At 67.7% G+C, this 16,715-nt stretch carries 14 protein-coding genes; 8 read left to right on the plus strand and 6 right to left on the minus strand.

What is annotated here, in order from left to right:
- Positions 1 to 158 precede the first annotated feature (158 nt).
- Positions 159 to 1,016, minus strand: coding sequence for a hypothetical protein (locus DB30_RS37440; RefSeq protein WP_146662408.1), 858 nt, complete (start codon positions 1,014 to 1,016; stop codon positions 159 to 161).
- 159 nt (positions 1,017 to 1,175) lie between these two features.
- A complete protein-coding gene (locus DB30_RS37445; protein ID WP_205633157.1) occupies positions 1,176 to 3,071 on the minus strand; it encodes an IgGFc-binding protein in 1,896 nt (631 codons plus the stop codon).
- 138 nt (positions 3,072 to 3,209) lie between these two features.
- Here DB30_RS37445 and DB30_RS37450 point away from each other — a divergent pair, with 138 nt between their 5' ends.
- The 3 genes from DB30_RS37450 to DB30_RS37460 all read left to right on the plus strand — a co-directional run bounded on the left by DB30_RS37450 (position 3,210) and on the right by DB30_RS37460 (position 5,765).
- On the plus strand, positions 3,210 to 3,428 hold the full coding sequence (locus DB30_RS37450) for a DUF4169 family protein (RefSeq protein WP_052558359.1): 219 nt from the start codon (positions 3,210 to 3,212) through the stop codon (positions 3,426 to 3,428).
- Between the two features lie 158 nt (positions 3,429 to 3,586).
- Positions 3,587 to 4,246, plus strand: coding sequence for a hypothetical protein (locus DB30_RS37455; RefSeq protein WP_052558327.1), 660 nt, complete (start codon positions 3,587 to 3,589; stop codon positions 4,244 to 4,246).
- A 76-nt stretch (positions 4,247 to 4,322) separates the two neighbouring features.
- Positions 4,323 to 5,765 carry a Vgb family protein gene (locus DB30_RS37460; protein WP_240480418.1) on the plus strand — a complete coding sequence of 481 codons (1,443 nt, stop codon included), beginning with the start codon at positions 4,323 to 4,325 and terminating at the stop codon, positions 5,763 to 5,765.
- A 103-nt stretch (positions 5,766 to 5,868) separates the two neighbouring features.
- Here the strand turns inward: DB30_RS37460 and cysS are convergent, their stop codons facing one another.
- A complete protein-coding gene (gene cysS / locus DB30_RS37465; protein WP_052558333.1) occupies positions 5,869 to 7,452 on the minus strand; it encodes a cysteine--tRNA ligase in 1,584 nt (527 codons plus the stop codon).
- A gap of 10 nt (positions 7,453 to 7,462) precedes the next feature.
- Positions 7,463 to 8,299 (minus strand): hypothetical protein, encoded by an 837-nt coding sequence (locus DB30_RS37470; protein ID WP_146662415.1) that lies wholly within the window; start codon positions 8,297 to 8,299, stop codon positions 7,463 to 7,465.
- Positions 8,300 to 8,532: 233 nt separating this feature from the next.
- On the opposite strand from DB30_RS37470, the gene DB30_RS37475 reads away from it, so the two are divergent.
- The 3 genes from DB30_RS37475 (at position 8,533) to DB30_RS37485 (ending at position 10,860) form a co-directional block, all read left to right on the plus strand.
- A complete protein-coding gene (locus DB30_RS37475) occupies positions 8,533 to 9,531 on the plus strand; it encodes a hypothetical protein (RefSeq protein WP_146662417.1) in 999 nt (332 codons plus the stop codon).
- Positions 9,532 to 9,592: 61 nt separating this feature from the next.
- Positions 9,593 to 9,880, plus strand: a complete 288-nt coding sequence (locus DB30_RS37480) for a PEGA domain-containing protein (protein WP_165704129.1) — start codon at positions 9,593 to 9,595, stop codon at positions 9,878 to 9,880.
- Positions 9,881 to 9,987: 107 nt separating this feature from the next.
- On the plus strand, positions 9,988 to 10,860 hold the full coding sequence (locus tag DB30_RS37485; protein ID WP_052558344.1) for a thioesterase II family protein: 873 nt from the start codon (positions 9,988 to 9,990) through the stop codon (positions 10,858 to 10,860).
- Between the two features lie 266 nt (positions 10,861 to 11,126).
- Here DB30_RS37485 and DB30_RS37490 read toward each other — a convergent pair whose 3' ends face one another.
- Positions 11,127 to 12,341 (minus strand): tetratricopeptide repeat protein, encoded by a 1,215-nt coding sequence (locus tag DB30_RS37490; protein WP_052558347.1) that lies wholly within the window; start codon positions 12,339 to 12,341, stop codon positions 11,127 to 11,129.
- Positions 12,342 to 12,371: 30 nt separating this feature from the next.
- Positions 12,372 to 13,955 carry a penicillin-binding transpeptidase domain-containing protein gene (locus DB30_RS37495; RefSeq protein WP_146662421.1) on the minus strand — a complete coding sequence of 528 codons (1,584 nt, stop codon included), beginning with the start codon at positions 13,953 to 13,955 and terminating at the stop codon, positions 12,372 to 12,374.
- A gap of 103 nt (positions 13,956 to 14,058) precedes the next feature.
- Here DB30_RS37495 and DB30_RS37500 point away from each other — a divergent pair, with 103 nt between their 5' ends.
- Entirely contained in the window at positions 14,059 to 15,324 is a 1,266-nt protein-coding gene (locus tag DB30_RS37500; protein ID WP_052558354.1) for a hypothetical protein, read from the plus strand.
- A gap of 446 nt (positions 15,325 to 15,770) precedes the next feature.
- Complete coding sequence (locus tag DB30_RS37505) at positions 15,771 to 16,664, plus strand: GGDEF domain-containing protein (protein WP_052558364.1); 894 nt, start codon at positions 15,771 to 15,773, stop codon at positions 16,662 to 16,664.
- The last annotated feature ends 51 nt before the right edge of the window (positions 16,665 to 16,715 follow it).

Genomic DNA, 16,715 nt, shown 5'->3' on the forward strand with positions numbered 1-16,715 from the left:
GGGACTTCGCCGACTGCAGCCGCTTCGCGTCTGGTCGCTTCGCTCCTCGGGGCGGACGGGTACGGGGGCTTCGCCGACTGCAGCCGCTGGCGGGTTTGGTCGCTTCGCCTCTCTAAAAAGGGGCTCGGCGGTCGCTGAGGGACGATGAGCCCCAGCTCTCAGGGAACCGCTGTGCGCTTGCGCTTGGGGGCGTCGCCGTCCTCGCTGGCTTCGCCGGCCTCGCGGGCGAGCTGCTCGGCGAGCTCGGCTCGGGCCTTGAGCGCGCGCTTGTTGGCTCGCGCGGTCGCCTTGGTGACCTGATCCTTGATGGGCTCGGCGAGCTCGTCGAGGCGGGTGCGGAGCTTGCCCAGCTCGGCCTCGAGCTTGCGCACTTGGGTGTCGGGCAGGCCGTCGATCTCGGTCAGCAGCTCGGCGAGCTTGCGGGCGGTCGCGTTGGCCTTCTTGATGCGCTCGAGCTCTTCGGCGCCCTTGGGCTTGGGGAAGAAGTGCGGATCGAAGCGCTTGCGCAGCTCGGTGAGCGGCTGGCCTTCGTTGAACACCGCCTCCTCGAACTCTTGGCGCAGCTCGGGGCCCGGAAGCTGCGGGACCCGGGCGCGCCGACGCGGCTGCTCGGGATCTTCGTTTGCGGCTTCTTCGGTGCTGTCGCTGACTGCCTCGAGCTCACCGACCGTGCGGTGGTAGTAGTCGAGCGCGTCGTACGAGGGGATCTTGGTTGCGACGCCGTCGTGCTCGAGCACCTTCGGTGCGTGGCGCTCGAGCGTGCTGTAGCTGACCGTCAGCTTGTCGACGGTCCCACGCTTGAGCGTGAGCTCATCTTGCGCGTAGGCGTAGAAGTCGGGGTAGCCCCACTTCTCGTGGAGGTTGCGGGCGCGGACCTGCACGAGGATCTCGGCGAGGTCGACCCACGAACGACGAAAACTCTGGGCGCGGCGCACGGCTTCGATCCGTTTGGGATCGCCGCCGGTGCGCTCGAGCAGAGCGGCGAGGGCATCTAATTTGCGGCTGCTCTTGGGCACGGGCCGGAGTGATAGCGTATTTTTCTGCCCGCGATCGAGGGCCCGCGAAGCCGCGCCGCAGCACCCCAGCGGGTCGTCTCACAGCCAAGGCGCGCGGGGCGGAGACGATCGTGGCCGGGTCCTACCCTGTGGCCTACCCCTGCGGCCTACCCCTGCGGCCTACCCCTGCGGATCGATCACGAGATCATTAATCGGCCGAATGTTCATCCCGCCGGGATACCCATACGACCGGTTCTGTGTGAACTCCGTGGTCGCGGGCGTTCCCCAGCCCCAGATCCACAGCCCAAACGGCGCGTCGCTGTCGATCTGATGCACCCCCGTCGAGCACCCGTTGGCTGGCTGGTAGTTCCCGGTCATCAAGTCGATCCGGGTCCACTCGTAATCGCCGACCGCCTGCCAATTATCGAGGGGCCCGTAGCAGTCTAGATCGACCGGCCAGAACATTCCTGCCTGCTTGGCGCGGATCACCACGAGGTTCGACTCGGGGTACGAGGGATCCGTGTAGAACACGTACGACGGCAAGTACTGCTCGGGCGGGACGCTGATCACGAAGTCCGAGTCGCCGTGGCCGCTGACCCCGATCGGAGCCCAGCCTGAGCCGCTCATGTAGGTGTGGAGCATGAACGGGTGATCGGCGTCCTGGCTGGTGACGACGAACGCCTGCGGCGTGATGAACTCGGCGACCTCACCTTGCTCGAGGCTCGCGGGCCCGCCGACGTCCGGGGTCCAGTCCAAGGTGGTGCCCCCGACCGCGCCGACGACCCGCCAGACCGCGCCCTCGTTGCCGCGCGGGCGGTGCATGACGCCGACGTACTCGTGCCCGAGCGCGCGCACGGGCGGGATCATTTGCTCGGCGTGGTCGGCGTAAGACACCCCAACCGGCACCCGCAAGCCCGAGTGCCCGGCCATCAGCCCGATCGGCTTGTCGGACTCGATGATGCTGCCGGTCAGCTCGGCCGGCTGGGAGAACTGCGCGTGCTGACCTCGCTCGAGCGTGAATTGCATGACCTGGTTGGCGGCCGAGCTTGGCAGGCCGCCGCCGCCTTGAACCGCGACGATCGGGTTCATCGTGACGGTGGTGTCGTCTTGCGTGGCCACGATGTTCATCGAAGGCGCGCGCCCAGGCAGGTCGTACGCGTAGGCGTCGGCGGCCACGTAGTTGGTGTCCCAGGCGCTCGTTGGGATCAGCAACGAGGCGCCCGCGACCGCAGCCCCAACGCCCGCGCCATAGGGGTTGATCTGATACGCGACCGCGGGCAGATCCGTCGTGATCAGGAACGAGCTGCCCTTGCCAGTGCCGACGACGCGGGTGTCTGGCGCGATCGCGGGCACGATCGGGCAGGGGACGCCGCCGCCGTTGGGGGACGGGCCGTTGAGCAGCAACACCGCGACCTCACCCGGCGCGAGGCCGTCACCCGCGTCGTAGGGGGCCAGCGTCAGGTTGGGCCCAAACCCAAGCGGGACGCGGGTGTAGGCCTCGACGTTCAGGACCTGGCCGCCGTACTCCAGCGTGATGTGCAGGTTCTGATTCCAGGTGTTGGCCACGTAGGCAGCGAAGCAAGTGTTGCCGCCCGACTCGTTGTCCATCTCGGTTGCGAAGTACTCGCAGCCGATCGAGGACTTGTTGTTGACCATGGCCTCACACGCGGGCGAGCAGGTCCACGTCGAGCTGTCGCAGGCTTCATCGGGGGCGCAGGCTTCCACTACGGCGCCCTGGCAGTTCTCGACGGCGTGCAGATCGGCCGAGCACTGCAGGCAACCCGGGTCATCGAGGTCGCCCTCGCTCTGAATGTCGAACTTGGGCCCGTCGCTGTCGCCATCGCCAGGTTCGCCGTCGCCGTCGCCGTCACCGGGGTCGCCGTCGCCGTCACCGGGGTCGCCGTCGCCGTCGCCGTCGCCGGAGTCGCCGTCACCATCGCCCGACAGCGTGATCCCGCTCGTGTCGGCGGGGCTGTCGTCGGAGGGGGTCGGCGCCGCCGACGAGCACGCGATCACGCAGGGCAGCACCGCGGCTACGGCTGCGCACACAGGGGTCTTCCAAGCAAGTACAGACATGGCAGGCGACTCGATGCGCGCCAGTCTACCAGGAGGGATCGCGCATCGGCGTGCGAATCTGCGGTGATCAACCACCAGCCCCGCGCAGCCCCAACACGAGTGCTTCGCCTCCCGATCGAGTGCTATGTTGCCGCCACCGTGGGCGACGTCGTCAATCTCAACCGGTTCCGCAAGCGCAAGCGCAAGCAAGAGGAGCAGCAGCAGGCCGAGCGCAAGCGCGTCGTGCACGGGCGAACGAAGGCCGACAAGCGCGCAGCCGCAGCCGAGCGCGAGCACGCCGACCAGGCCCACGCCGGCCACGAGCGCGAGCGCCAAGCGGCCGACCCGAAAGATCCCGACGCCCCCGATCCCGACTGACCCGCAGAGACTCCGAGTCTGGGGGATTGGGGTATGAAGAAAGCGGAGCGTTCGCCGATCGTCCAGACCTTGGGTGCGAGCGAAGCGAGTACGTCGGAGCGCGCGGAGGCGAAGCCGAGCACGATCCGAGTCTGGGGGATTGGCGTATAGTCGCCCCCGTGCTTCGCTGCGCTTGGATCTTGCTGTCCTCCCTGCTCGTCCTGGCCCCGCTCGGCTGCGCGGGCACCCAGGCCTACGTCGAGTGGCGTCCGGGGCTGAGCCCGATGGACTTCGACGGGACCTTCGAGATCTCGCTCGACGAGTTCGATGGCTACGTCGACCGGGCCCAGGGCAACACCTTGTTCGATCGCTTCCACGGCGAGTCGAAGTCGAGCGCCGCCCAGGCGATGGCGGAGCTGGGCTCACGGACCAGCGTTACGCCGGTCGTCGATCCGCGCGGCTACTCGATCGTCAGCCTGACTCAGGACGCGAACGTGGGCTTGCAGGGCGAGGGCGGCAAGCTCGTCACCGGGCCCGTTGACTGGTTCGCAACCACGCCGGATCGAAGCGCAGCAGCGCTGCTCAGCGGGACCAAGTTGGCGGTGTCGATCGGCTCCGCCTCGGCTGGCGTCGACATTGGCTCGCTGCTTGGGACCGGGCTGGGCGGCTATCGTTTCATGCTGCTGGTCGACGACGCCGAGCTCAGCGTGTTCGCGCTGCCCGAGATGGGCGGGGTCGTCAGCGCGTACGATCCCGGCTTTCTGTTCTCGTTTCGGCACCTGCCAGGCGCCCGCGAGCGCTGGGACATCACGGTCGCGCGGGTCTCGATCAGCATGTGAGGCGGGCCATCACGGCGTTGTGCGTTGACCGCCCGCGGTCAACGCGGGTACGGTGTGCCAAGGTTGGATGATGGCGATGTCGAAATTGATCTTTGCGCACGGCTCTGGGCCCTTCGTGGTTGCGATGTTGCTCACCGGCTGCGGTGGCGAGACCAGCGGGACGGGCGGGACCGGTGTCACCGTTGGCGAAGAGATCGACTCGGGTGAGACAGACGCCGAAGAGTCCAGCGCCGACGGGTCGAGCTCGGGTAGCTCGAGCAGCTCGAGCAGCTCGACGACGACGTCGACCACCACCACGGACCCCGACACCAGCGATCCCGACACCGGCGTCGAGACCGACGGCGTCAAGTTCGACACCCTCGACCCCGTCGACGCGGGCGACGGCGGCGGTCAGAACTGCCAGGGCGGCGATATCTGTGGGGACGCCGAGTTCAGCTACATCTGGATCGCCAACAGCGGCGAGAACACAGTCACGAAGCTCAACACCCGCACGCTCGAGGAAGAGGGCCGCTACTGGACCCGCCCCGATCAAGGCGGCAGCCCGTCGCGGACCTCGGTCAGCGTCGACGGCCGCGCGGTGGCGATCGCCAACCGCCACGTGGGTATCACCAAGATCTGGGCGGACCTCGACGACTGCGAGGACAAGAACAACAACGGCATGATCGACACCTCGACCGGCAAGAACGACGTGCGCGCGTTCGCGGCCGACGAGTGCATCGCGTGGCACCGCGAATTCCCGGGAATGACCGTCCAGCGCCCGGTTGCGTGGACCTCGGGCACCTACAACGAGGCCACCTGCGTGTGGGAAAACCAGAAGATCTGGACGACGACTGGCGACAGCGGCACGCCAGGCCAATGTGGTGAGACCGGCGTGTACGTGCATCGTCTCAATGGCGACACTGGCGAAGTCGAAGAGATGATTCACATCCCGCACAATGAGGTCATGTGTACATTTGGTGCCGCGAACTGGGGCCTTGGGCCCTACGGCGCCGCCGTCGACAACGAAGGCAACATGTGGTTCTTCGTGTTTGGCCAGAGCACCGTGGTCCGGGTCAACTACAGCGATCTCTCGTATCAAATCTACTCGGGCGGAAGCTACGGCCTGACCGTTGACAGCGAGGGCCGGCCCTGGACAGACGCCCCACGCCGCCTCGATCCACAGGGCGGCCAGTGGGCCAGCGCGATCGGCAACCTTCCAGGCAGCGGCGGCACCGGGGTCGCGCAAGATCTACAAGGTCGGATCTGGTCGGGCACGGTCGGTGGTGTCGGGTGGGTCGACATGGAGACCATGGTTGTTGGCGACACGGTGCTGCTGCCAGCGCAGGGTAACTATCGGGGCGTCAGCGTCGACGTAGATGGCTTCATCTGGGCGATCCCGCTGGGCGGCACCGAAGCCTTCCGCATTGACCCGGACACCTACGAAGTCGCGTCGTATGCGGGACTCAACGCGCCCTACACATACTCGGACATGAGCGGCGGGCAGCTGAGCAACGTGACGTGCAACGAGCCCCAGGGCTGAGGGGGCTCCCGCGCGGGCGAGGTTGCTCGCGCGCCCCCACCTGCGCGGGTGGCTTGCAGCGCGGACCAGACTGGTTGGGGCGGCCTCCCGTCGCGCGTCTCGATCACCCCAGCTGCCAGCGCGCACCCTTTGGCGTGTCCTCGACGGCCACGCCCGCGGCCTGCAGCAGATCGCGGATCAGATCCGACTTCGCAAAGTCCTTGGCCTTGCGCGCGTCCTGACGGGCCTCGAGCAATTTGTCGATCACCCCACCGAGCGCCGCGACCCGCTCAGCCTCATCGCCGCCGCCCGCGTCTGCGCTGCGGGTGCACTCGACCGCGAGCTCGGGATACAGCCGCGGGTTGGGCAGCTCTGCGCCAAGCACCCACAGGTGCCGCGTCAAGCACCGATACGCCGCGAGCAAGCTCGGCACGTCGTCGCTGGCCTCGATCCCGCCGACGAACAGCTCGCCGACGTAGTCGAACAAGGCGGCCGTGGCCTTGGAGGTCCCCATGTCGTCGTCCATGCCGGCGATGAAGCGCTCGATGAACCGCGCCGAAGCCTCGCCAAACGCCCCATGCACGAAGCTCTCGCGCTCGCGCGGGATCGCCTGGTCACCCGAGCGCAAGCTCGCGTAGGTGCCCTGTACGGGGATGTTGAGCTCGGCGTCCGAAGCCTGCTCGAGCCGCCGCTCGAGGATCCCGACGGCGCGCTTGATCTTCTCGAAGCCCTTGCTGGACTCGGCGAGCAGCTGCCAGTTGAACGCCAGCGACGAGCGGTAGTGGGTGACGCCAAAGAACCACCGGATCTGATCCGCGCTGTGGTTTTTGACCAGCTCGGGGATCGAGATCACGTTGCCGAGCGACTTGCTCATCTTGACCGGATCGTTGCTCTCGTCGAGCAGCTGCAGGTGCGCCGGGTGCATCCAGTAGCCCACCCAGGGGTGTCCGCACAGCGGCTCGGCCTGCGCGACTTCGTTCTCGTGGTGGGGGAACAGGTTGTCGATCCCGCCGCCGTGGACGTCGAAGTGGGCGCCCAGGGTGGTCGTGCTCATCACCGAGCACTCGATGTGCCAGCCGGGTCGGCCGCTTGGCCACTCGGGCTTGCCGGTCTCCCAGCTGGGCTCACCGGGCTTGCTGGGCTTCCACAGCGTGAAGTCGGCGAAGAAGCGCTTGCGCTCGCGCTCGGCATCGGCCGTGCGGCCACTCGCGCCCTCTTGCAGAGCTTCGATCGTGCGACCCGAGAGCTCGCCGTAGCGCTCGAAGCTGCGGACGTCGTAGAGCACCTCGCCGTCGCTGACGTAGGCGTGGCCCTTGTCGAGCAGCGCCTGCACGGCGTCGATCTGCTCGGCCACGAAGTCGGTCGCGCGGGTGTAGGTCGCGTAGTCTTTGATGTTGAGCGCGCGGCAGTCTTGGCGAAAGCTGGCGATGATCCGCTCGGCGTGATCGAGCATCCCGGTGCCACCGTTGGCGGCGTCCGAGATGATCCGATCGTCGATGTCCGTGTAGTTGATGACGCTGATGACGTGGTAGCCGCGGTACTCGAGCCAGCGCCGGAACACGTCCCAAAAGCAGTAGGTCCGCGCGTGCCCAATGTGCATGTGCGAGTACACCGTCAGACCGCAGGTGTAGATGCGCACCACCTTCGGGTCGGCCGGGACGAACGGCTCTTTTTGCTTCGTGCGGGTGTTGAAGACGTGCAGCGCCATCAACCAGCTTTTAGGACAGCTCGGCCTGTTTTGACAGCGCGCAAGCGTCGATCAAGTCGCCGAGCTTGAGACCTTGGGGGATCCCGAGCTCCGCGATCTCGTTCCACACGGGCAGCAGGTCGTCGTCGCGCTCTTTGCGATCGATCAGCTCGTGGAGCGCGGCCACGACCGCGCGACGGCTGCCCCGCTCGAGGGCGTCCCACAGCGCGGCGGCGACTGGATCATCTGGGCGCTCGGGGGTGGGGGCGTGCCCGACCCAGCTGGTGTCCTCGGTCAGCGTGGCGGCCTCGACCTGGGAGACCCGCGCGCTCGAGCTGCTGGAGCCGCCGTCGTGGCTGCTCAGCCCAGACGTTGGGCGAGACGGCACGCTGGTCGCTGGTTCGGGCTCGTCGCGGACGATCACTGGACGCGGCCGCTCGATCACCACCGGCCCCGGAGCCTCGCGTCGCCAGCGGCGTCGGCCCTCCCAGCGCTCGGCGACCGGCTCTCGATCGGGCATCTGAACCTCACCGGTGGCGACCTTCGCTTGCAGGGCCTGCCCGCGCTGAAGGATCTCCTCGCCGTGGCCCTTGGGCAGGACCGTGACGACGGTGTCTTCCTTGATGATGGCGAACAGTGTCTCGCCAAATTCTTCGACGGGGATCAGCACCTGCGGCTCGCCCAGCATCGCGTCGAGGGTCCGCACGGCCTTGCCGCCATCCTCCGCCTTGCCAAGCGCCACATCCAGCTGGTCTCGCAACGCCTCGTCGTCGAGGTCGTCCATGGTCGGGACCAGCTCGCGCAGCCTCTGAACTGCGCGATGGGTGATGCTGTAGCGTCGATGTCCAGGGAACGGACCACGCAACATGGCGCGGGATGTAGCTCAGACCGACACCAAACACCAGGGCTGCCAAGCGACGCACGTGGAATTTACGCTGCGCGGGCTCCAACGCATTTTTCGTGTGCAAGGGGCGCGCGGCGGACGAGGTGTCGCGCAGCATCTGTCACCCGAGCCGCCACGCGGAAGCCGGGACACCTGGTGTCAATGTCGTAATTCGTCGATTTGTTGCCAACGCAGGCGCGAACGAGCAGCATCGAGACATGCGCCGTCAGCTGGGTTCGCGCGCTCGTTTGTTCGCGCTTGCGGTGGTGAGCGCGGCGGCGGTGGTCTCGTCGTCAACGATCACCTGCAGTCGCGCCGAGGCTGCGCCGATCCAGGCGAGCGGGTCGGCGAGCGCCGGCGCAGGAAAAGCCGACCGCGCGCGCGACGAAGCGACCGCGAAGGCACGCAAGGCCGCGCTCGAGCAGGCGATCTCGGGTGTCGAGATCCCGACCGACCCGGCCGCGGTCACGCAGGTGCTCGCGCGGGCCGAGGCCTGGACGGCCGCGTACCGTGTGCTCGAGGTCACCAGCGTCGGGGATCAGCTCGAGGTCCGGGTCGAGGTCGAGATCGACGTGCCGCGGCTGCGCAAGCGGATCGCTGCGGCGAGCGCCGGCCAGCGCGCGAGCGGGTTTCGGTTCGGCAAGCTGCAGGCCAGCGGGTGCGCCGGGATCGAAGAGGCCGCCTTGACTGAGCCGCTGCGTGCCTACGGCATCCTGGCGGACGCAGGTGACGCGACGCTGGCACTGTCGATCTCTTGCAAGGATCGCGGGGCCGTGGCGAACACCCACGTGCGCGCGGCCGCGGTCGAGATCTCCGCCAAGCTGACGGGCGCGGTCGAGCTCGAGCTGGGGTTCGCGGGTCAGGGCTTCGCGTCGGAGCTCGAGGTTGCGACGGGGATCGCCCTCGATCGTGCGCTGGGTGAGTTGGCCGACGAGCTCGCGGTGGTTGCCCGCGGCGAGCTCGAGCTTCGCGTCGAGCAGCCCTGGCCGGCGGCCCGGGTTGCGAGCTTGGAGCGATCCCTGCGCGAGGCGGTGATCGGCGTCGACGCGGTCGAGCTCGCGGGGATCAGCGCCGATGGCAGCGCGATCTTGCGGGTCGGCGGTCGGATCGACGCCAAGCAGCTCGCGCGCGCCCTACAAGACCTGAGCTTTCCTGGCTTCGCGCTGGTAGGCTTGCGGGTCGATGGTGCTCATGCCCTCCGCGTCCGAATGCAGTAATCGTCCCGCTCGTTGGGGCCGCGCTTGGCGAGGCGCGGCGGCGCTGAGTTGCTTGGTCTGTGTGTTGGCGGTCGCGGGCACTGGCTGCGCCCACACGCAAGGTGGCCGGGCCGCGCCCACGAGCTTGCTCGCGATCGAGTGCGACACCCCCGACGCCGACGTCTGGGTCGACGGGCAGTACATTGGGCAGATCGCGGCGGTGTCGGGCCGGCTGCGTCTGGCCGCGGGCGTGCATCGTGTAGAGGTCCGCAAACCGGGCCACTTCCCGGTCCAACGTACGGTGCGCGTGGAAAAACAGGGTGGGGGCACGGTCATCGTCACCGCCGAATTGCTCACGGATCCACGCTAAAGCCCGTTCGGGTGGGGTTCGAGCGCCGAGCAATTTTAGACCCCCTCGGTCGCAGCGCAGCTATCTTCGGCGGATCAGTTCGTAATAGAATTCCCGTCGAGTCTCGGATGCTCTACGACCACACTCTCGATGCGACGCGGACGTGGATTGCGTGCCCGACTCCAAAGCCGGCAGCTCGCGCCCGACTCATCTGCCTGCCTCACGCGGGCGCCAGCCCAAGCGCGTTTCGTCCGTGGGCGGACCTGGTCCCGGACGAGGTCGAGCTGCTCGCCGTGCGCTTGCCGGGGCGCGGCGCCCGGGTCGACGAGCCGCTAGCGACAACCGTCCGCGACATCGCCGATCCCCTAGCGCGTGCGATCGAGCCCCTGCTCGAGTGCTCGCAGGTCGTGATCTTTGGACACAGCCTGGGCGCGCTGCTCAGCCTAGAGCTGGTCTATGAGCTGCGACGACGAGGCCTGCGTCAGCCCGCGTTGTTGGTTGTCTCTGGCCGCACGGTGCCCGGCAGCGGCCGGACCCTGCGTCTACACGAGCTGCCCGATCGCCACTTGATCCGCGAAGTGCAGCGAATCTACGGCGGCATCCCCCGCGAGATCCTGGTCGAGCCCGCAATGCTCCAGCGCATGCTGCCGATCCTCAGGGCCGACCTCGCGGTCAATGAAAACCACAACGTCGACAATGAGCCCCCGATCGACGCCAGCATCCTGGCGCTCGGCGGCAACGAAGATCCCCACGTGACACGGACCGAGCTCGAGCTATGGCGCAATCGCACCACAGGCGCGTTCGACTGCGCACAGTTCAACGGCGGACACTTCTATCTGGCCAGCGAACAGGGCCAAGCCTGGGTGATCGCCAAGGTGACCGAAGCGCTCGCCAAGGCCACAAAATGCGGCAGCGAACAGCCAGCCCATCGGGAGCGAGCGCAGCGCGAAGCCGCCTGCGGGGGTCTAAAAAAGGAATGGAGCGCCGACCGGTGGCCGTAGATGCCCAGACAAGAGCCCCCTTGTAGGGGGCCACACATGCGGTAGCGAACAGCCAGCCCATTGGGAGCGAGCGAAGCGAGTGACCTGCGAAGTGCGAAGCCGCCTGTGGGGGTCTAAAAAAAGAATGGAGCGCCGACCGGTGGCCGTAGATGCCCAGACAAGAGCCCCCTGCTAGGGGGCCACACATGCGGCAGCGAACAGCCAGCCCATTGGGAGCGAGCGCAGCGAGTGACCTGCGAAGTGCGAAGCCGACTGTGGGGGTCTAATCAAAACCGGAAATTGAAGCCGGCGCCGGCCCAGAGTTGAAGCTGCCAGCGACGCCGCACGCCCAGGCTCGTCCAGGGGGTCTCGCCAGCCTCGCAGCCCATTCCGCTGCGCCCGTCGCCAAAGAACGCAAAGCCCGGCTGAACCAGCAGACCGATCATGCCCCGGCGGCGAACGCCGAGCAGAACGCCGAGCTCGAGGCGCGGACCGACGAGCGCGCCGGTGCGTGACGCGACCCGTGTGCCGTTGCCGGTTCGACACGCTGGCGGGGCGCTGCCGGGGCGGATGTCGAGGCCTTGACCCGTCAGCGCGACCACGCTGCCGAGCCCGAGCGAGAGCGCCTCGTGGCCGACGACCCAGGTCTGTTGCCCGAGCAACCCAAAGCTGTAGCCAGACAGCTGCAGGCCCGCGCGGTTGGTCCCCGCGCCGCTGTGGAGGTTGGTGTGCGCGGCGAGCAAGAACCGACGACGCGGGCCGACGAAGCCGCCGCCGTGCAGGTCCAGGGCGATCGCGCTCTCGCCGTTGATGCCCGAAGCCGCGTGGATCGTTGGGCTGTAGCCGCCGGCAATGCTGAACCCAAACCGACCGTGGTGCGGATAGGGGGGCGCGGGTGGCTGCGGCGGGCTCGGGTTGGCGGCGGGGGTTGGAGTTGGAGCCTGGGCCGGATCGCCATCGAGACTGGGAGTGGACTGGGGATCGGGCTGGGGATCGGGCTGGGGATCGCTAGCGGGCTGATACTCGTCGTCCTCGAACAGCGGCATCAGCGTGGGCATCGTCACCGGCGTACCGCCGAGCTCGCGGATCGTTGCCGCGACCTCGAACCGATCGTCAGCGCGGGGGTTCTGCTCGAGGTACGCGTTGTAGCTCTCGATCGCGAGGTCGCGCTCGCGCGTGCGCTGCTCGGGGGTGTCGGCGCTCAACGACAGCCGTTGGTGACACACGCCAAGGTTGTAGTTGAGCTTGGGCGCGGGCAGCAGCGCGATCGCGGCCTCGTAGTGCTCGATCGCCAGCGCGAAGTCGCCAGCCCCAAACGCCGCGGACGCGGCTTGGACCTGGGCGCGCGCGGCTTGCTTGCGCTCGTCCTCGCTTGCGCCGTCGGCGGTCGGTCCTGGCGCGGCGGCGCTGACGAGCGGACTCCAGCTCAGCGTGGCAACCAGCGTGACCGCGGCGAGCCCTGGGCGTGGTCGCGCAGGTGCGCTGGGTTGGCCACCTCGCATGCGACCCAGAGAGTACCCCGGGTTTGACGCCTACTCAGCGCCGGGCAACGACGGCAGGGGGCCGGGGATCGGGGGCAGCTCATCCTCGAGGTCGGCCAGATCGGGGATCTCGGCTGCGTCGGTGTCGGCACCCGTGTTCGCGCTTGGCTTGCTCGCTTGCTCGGGCGCGCGCACGTGGGCGATCAGGGCGCCCGTCTCGGGATCGCGGGTCGGCAGCTCGAGCTTCTCGAGTCCAAGCTTGGCGGCGCGGGCCTCGGCGATCGCGTCGCGCCGCTCGAGGTAAATCTGAACCAACCGGCGGGCCGCGTAGTGGGCCTTGATCCGCCACTGCGCCTCGTTGGCCAGGACCACGGCGAACGCGATCTCGGGCCGCTCGGCCGGCGCGAAGCCGATGAACCAGTTGTAGTTGAGCACCGGATCGCGCTTGCCGGTCAGGCTGCCGGTCTTGCCCGCGATGTCGTAGGCCGGGATGAACTCGACGCCCTGCGGATCGCGGAAGCTGTCGCGCGCGGTCCCAAACTTGGTCGTGCCGATCATCATGTGCCCGACTTGGTCGGCGACCGACTGGGCGAGCGCGCGGCTCTGCTCGGGCAGCTCGGGGGTCAGATCGCTGCCGTCGGGGCCGACGACCTGCGCGACGATGTGCGGCGGCTGGTAGATACCGCCGCGGGCGTAGATGCTGGCCAGCACGGCCGCGTGGACCGGGCTCAGATCGACGTGCCAGAACCCCGCGGCCACCTTGGCCCGCGAGTTGGCGTCTGCGGGGATGTGCGCGGGGCTGGGCTCGAGCGGGAACTCGAACGGGATCTCGGTCTGGAACAGCAAGCTGGTCGCGGTCTCGTCGAGCTTGCGCTGATCGAGATGCCCGAGCGCGAGCTTGGCCAGGACCAAGTTGTAGCTGTGGGCGATCGCGTTGCTCAGCGACTCGCAGCGGGTGTCGAGCTTGGGATCGTCCTTGAGCAGATCGTCGGTGATCCCCTGCAGCCCCCCGTGGAAGCAGACCTTCGTGTCGGGGCCGGCTGCGCCGTTCTCGACCAAGGAAGCGGCGGTCACCAGCTTGAAGGTGGACGCGGCGGGGGCCCAGGCTGTGGTCAGGATCTCGAGCGGGTCGACCTGCGGGTCCATGCTCGAGTGCCCGGCGAACGCCAGCACCGAGTTGTCGCGTAGATCGAGCACGACCGCGGCCGCGTAGGGCACCTCGCGGTTGCGGAAGATCGTCTGGGCGGCCTGATGAAGGACCGGGTCCAGGGTGTAGAGCAGGCGGTGGCCATCGGCGAGGTCCTGCACGTACATGGCCGTGGCCGGGTCGACGGACAGCTGGGCCTCGGCGGCCGCTTCCGCACCTTGCGGGACCGGGGCCGAGGGCGCCGCGTTGGCCTCGAGGATCGGGGTCAGCGCGATCGCGGCCAAGTCGAGGCGATCGCGCCAGGCCAGAGGGGGGGGCGCGTTCTCGTCGATCAGGTTCGGGAGCGCCGTCGCGGGCTTGCGCAGCTCGTCGCGATCCTCGGGGATCGACTGTTCCTGTACATAGAACGCGATTCCGCCCAGGGTGGCCAAGAAGAAGATGGCGCCCAATCCGCCAAATCGGCCACGCGCGCTTCGCTCCTCGGTCATTGTCTCGCCATACATCGTGCGTCGCTGCAGGTCAAAAACTTGGCGCGGATCGGCGCTCTACCGGCCATGGTCGACGCTGGTCCAATGGTGATACGGATGAGCTGTGAGCAACCCCGAGACGAAGACCCAGTCTGGCTCCCGGACCCCATGGTTGGACGCGGCCGCCCCTGACGAGTCGCAGCCGCCTCATCGCGTCTCATTCGGGCCCAAGGATCCAAGCGAGGCCAACGTGGCCGCAGCCGACCGAGCGATCGTCGAGCTGCTCGATGCGCGTCCCCCGTGGCTCGACATCGAGGCTGGGATCATCGACGACAAGCAGCTGCGGCGCGTGCCCGTGGGTCCGACCTTGGTGCTTGGATTTGGTGGCAGCGCGCTCGGTGCTCGGGCCGCGCTCGAGTTCGCGGAGGTCGCGGGGCTGCGACCGGGGCCGCAGCGGATCTTGGATGCTGTCGATCCGTGGGTGGTCGGCGACTGCCTGGACTGGGCGACGGCCTGCAACGCGAAGCTGTTGATCGTGTCGAAGAGCGGCAACACGATCGAGGTGCTGCGGCTGCTCGAGGCCTGTCTGTCTCGCGGCCTCGAGCCGGCGACCGTGATCAGCGATCCGGTTGATCAGGTTGATCAGCTCGGTCAGGCCGCAGCTTCACTGCCACCGATCGTCGCGCGGGTCCGCGAGGCGTCGGGCGGCGAGCACCTCGAGCTGACCATGCCAGCGGCCGTGGGCGGCCGTTGGTCGGTGTTCACCGCGGTCGGGCAGGTCCCGCTGCGGGCCGCAAACCTGGATCCGATGTTGCTGACGGCGGCCGCGATCCACGAGCGCGATCGGCTCGCCTCGGGCCCGGTGGCTCGCGCTTCGCTCGCGCGCTCGCTCGCGTGGCGACTCGAACACCCGGCGCCGTACTCGATCTTGTGGTGCTACAGCGAGGTGCTGATGCACTGGGCCGCGTGGACCCAGCAGCTCGAGTGCGAGAGCTTGGGTCGCGTGCGGCAGGATGGCTCGCGGGTCGGAGAGCTCGTGGCTGCGCTGCGTGGCCCGGCGGATCAACACAGCGTCGCGCAGCTGTTGCTCGACGGGCCAGCGCGAGGCCGGGTGACCTTCGCGGACTTCGACGATGACCCCACGGGGAGCTACGCGGGCGACCTCGCCGACCTCGCGCGGCTGCGGGTGATCGAGCGCGACGCGACCTGTGAGAGCATGACTTTGCCCACACGCACGTTGCTCGTGCGTGACCGGAGCCCCGCGAGCCTCGCGGCGCTGATGCTGCACGGGATGATCGAGACCGCGGTCACGGCAGGGTCGTGGTCGATCGATCCTTACGGGCAGCCAGCGGTCGAGAAGATCAAGCGCGGCATCCATGTTCGTTTGTGAGCGAGGTTGTTTTCAGCACGGGCGAGGGCTTCTGGCCCGCTTGCGGGGGCGTTCGTGGACTGGTTCATTGTGGGCTGCGAGCTGTTTTCGGCACGGGCGGGGGCGTTCGTGGACTGGTCCACTGTGGGCCGCGAGCTGCTTTCAGCAGGGGGTGAGGGCCTCTGGCCCGCTCGCGGACGACAGTCATGGACGGGTCGAGCGTGGGCAGTGGGTTGTTTTCGCCCGCTCGCTGACGCCACTCGTGGACGGGTTCAGCCTGGGCCCGAGTGCCGATGGGCGCCCTGCGCCACGGGCGAGGACCCATGGGGGTGGGGGGTCGGAAGGAAGTGTAGGAGAGCTTTCCGAGCCCCGTTTTGTTACCCTGCCGGTCGAGCGGCCCATGCTGACCAAATTTGGCGGTTGGTCGCTCGCGGTCGAAGCGCGACTCTTCGACGACTGAGTGCTCCATGCGAGACGAGAACCAGGACACGATCGTCCACGCGAAGGTGGATGAGACCCAAGGGCCCAAGGTCAAGCGGAAGGACGCTTGTTTGGTCGTGATCTACGGGCAGGACCTCGGGCGCAAGTACAACATCGTCGGTCGCGACCTTCGCATCGGTCGGGCCACGACCAACGACATCTGCCTGAGCCAAGACGCCGTCTCGCGCGAGCACGCCTACATCATCGTCGACGACTTCGGGATCAAGATCCGCGACAACGACTCGACCAACGGCACGTACATCAACGACAACAAGATCCACGAGGCCTATCTGCGCGATGGGGATCTCGTGAAGGTGGGTCGCTCGATCTTCAAGTTCTTGTCTGGCGAGAACATCGAGAGCTCCTACCACGAAGAGATCTTCAGGTTGTCGACGGTCGACGGGCTCACGCAGGTGTTCAACCGTCGCTACTTCATGGAGACGCTCGAGCGCGAGCTCAGCCGCGCGCGTCGCTACGATCGGCCGCTCGCGCTGCTGATCTTCGACATCGACTACTTCAAGAAGTGCAACGATAATTTTGGTCACCGCGCTGGCGACTTCGTGCTGCGGCGCATCGCCGAGCTCGTGACCATGCGTGCGCGCAAGGTCGACGTCGTCGCGCGCTACGGTGGCGAAGAGTTCACCGTGATCCTCCCCGAGATCGAGATCAAGGGCGCGCACATCTTCGCGGAGAAGATTCGCAAGCTGATCGACGAAGAGGACTTCGCGTTCGAGGGGCGCAAGATTCCGGTCACGATCTCGATCGGGGTCGCGGATCTAGATAGCTCGGTCGCCAACGCGGATGATCTGATCCAGACCGCAGATCGGCGCCTGTACGCCGCCAAGGCTGGCGGGCGCAACCGCGTCGTCGATCACGGCTAGTGCCGCACACCCTGAGTTCGATCCGGGTTATGCACGGCACTGAGGCCCAAT

Source organism: Enhygromyxa salina (genome assembly GCF_000737335.2).
Lineage (GTDB): Bacteria > Myxococcota_A > Polyangia > Nannocystales > Nannocystaceae > Plesiocystis > Plesiocystis salina_C.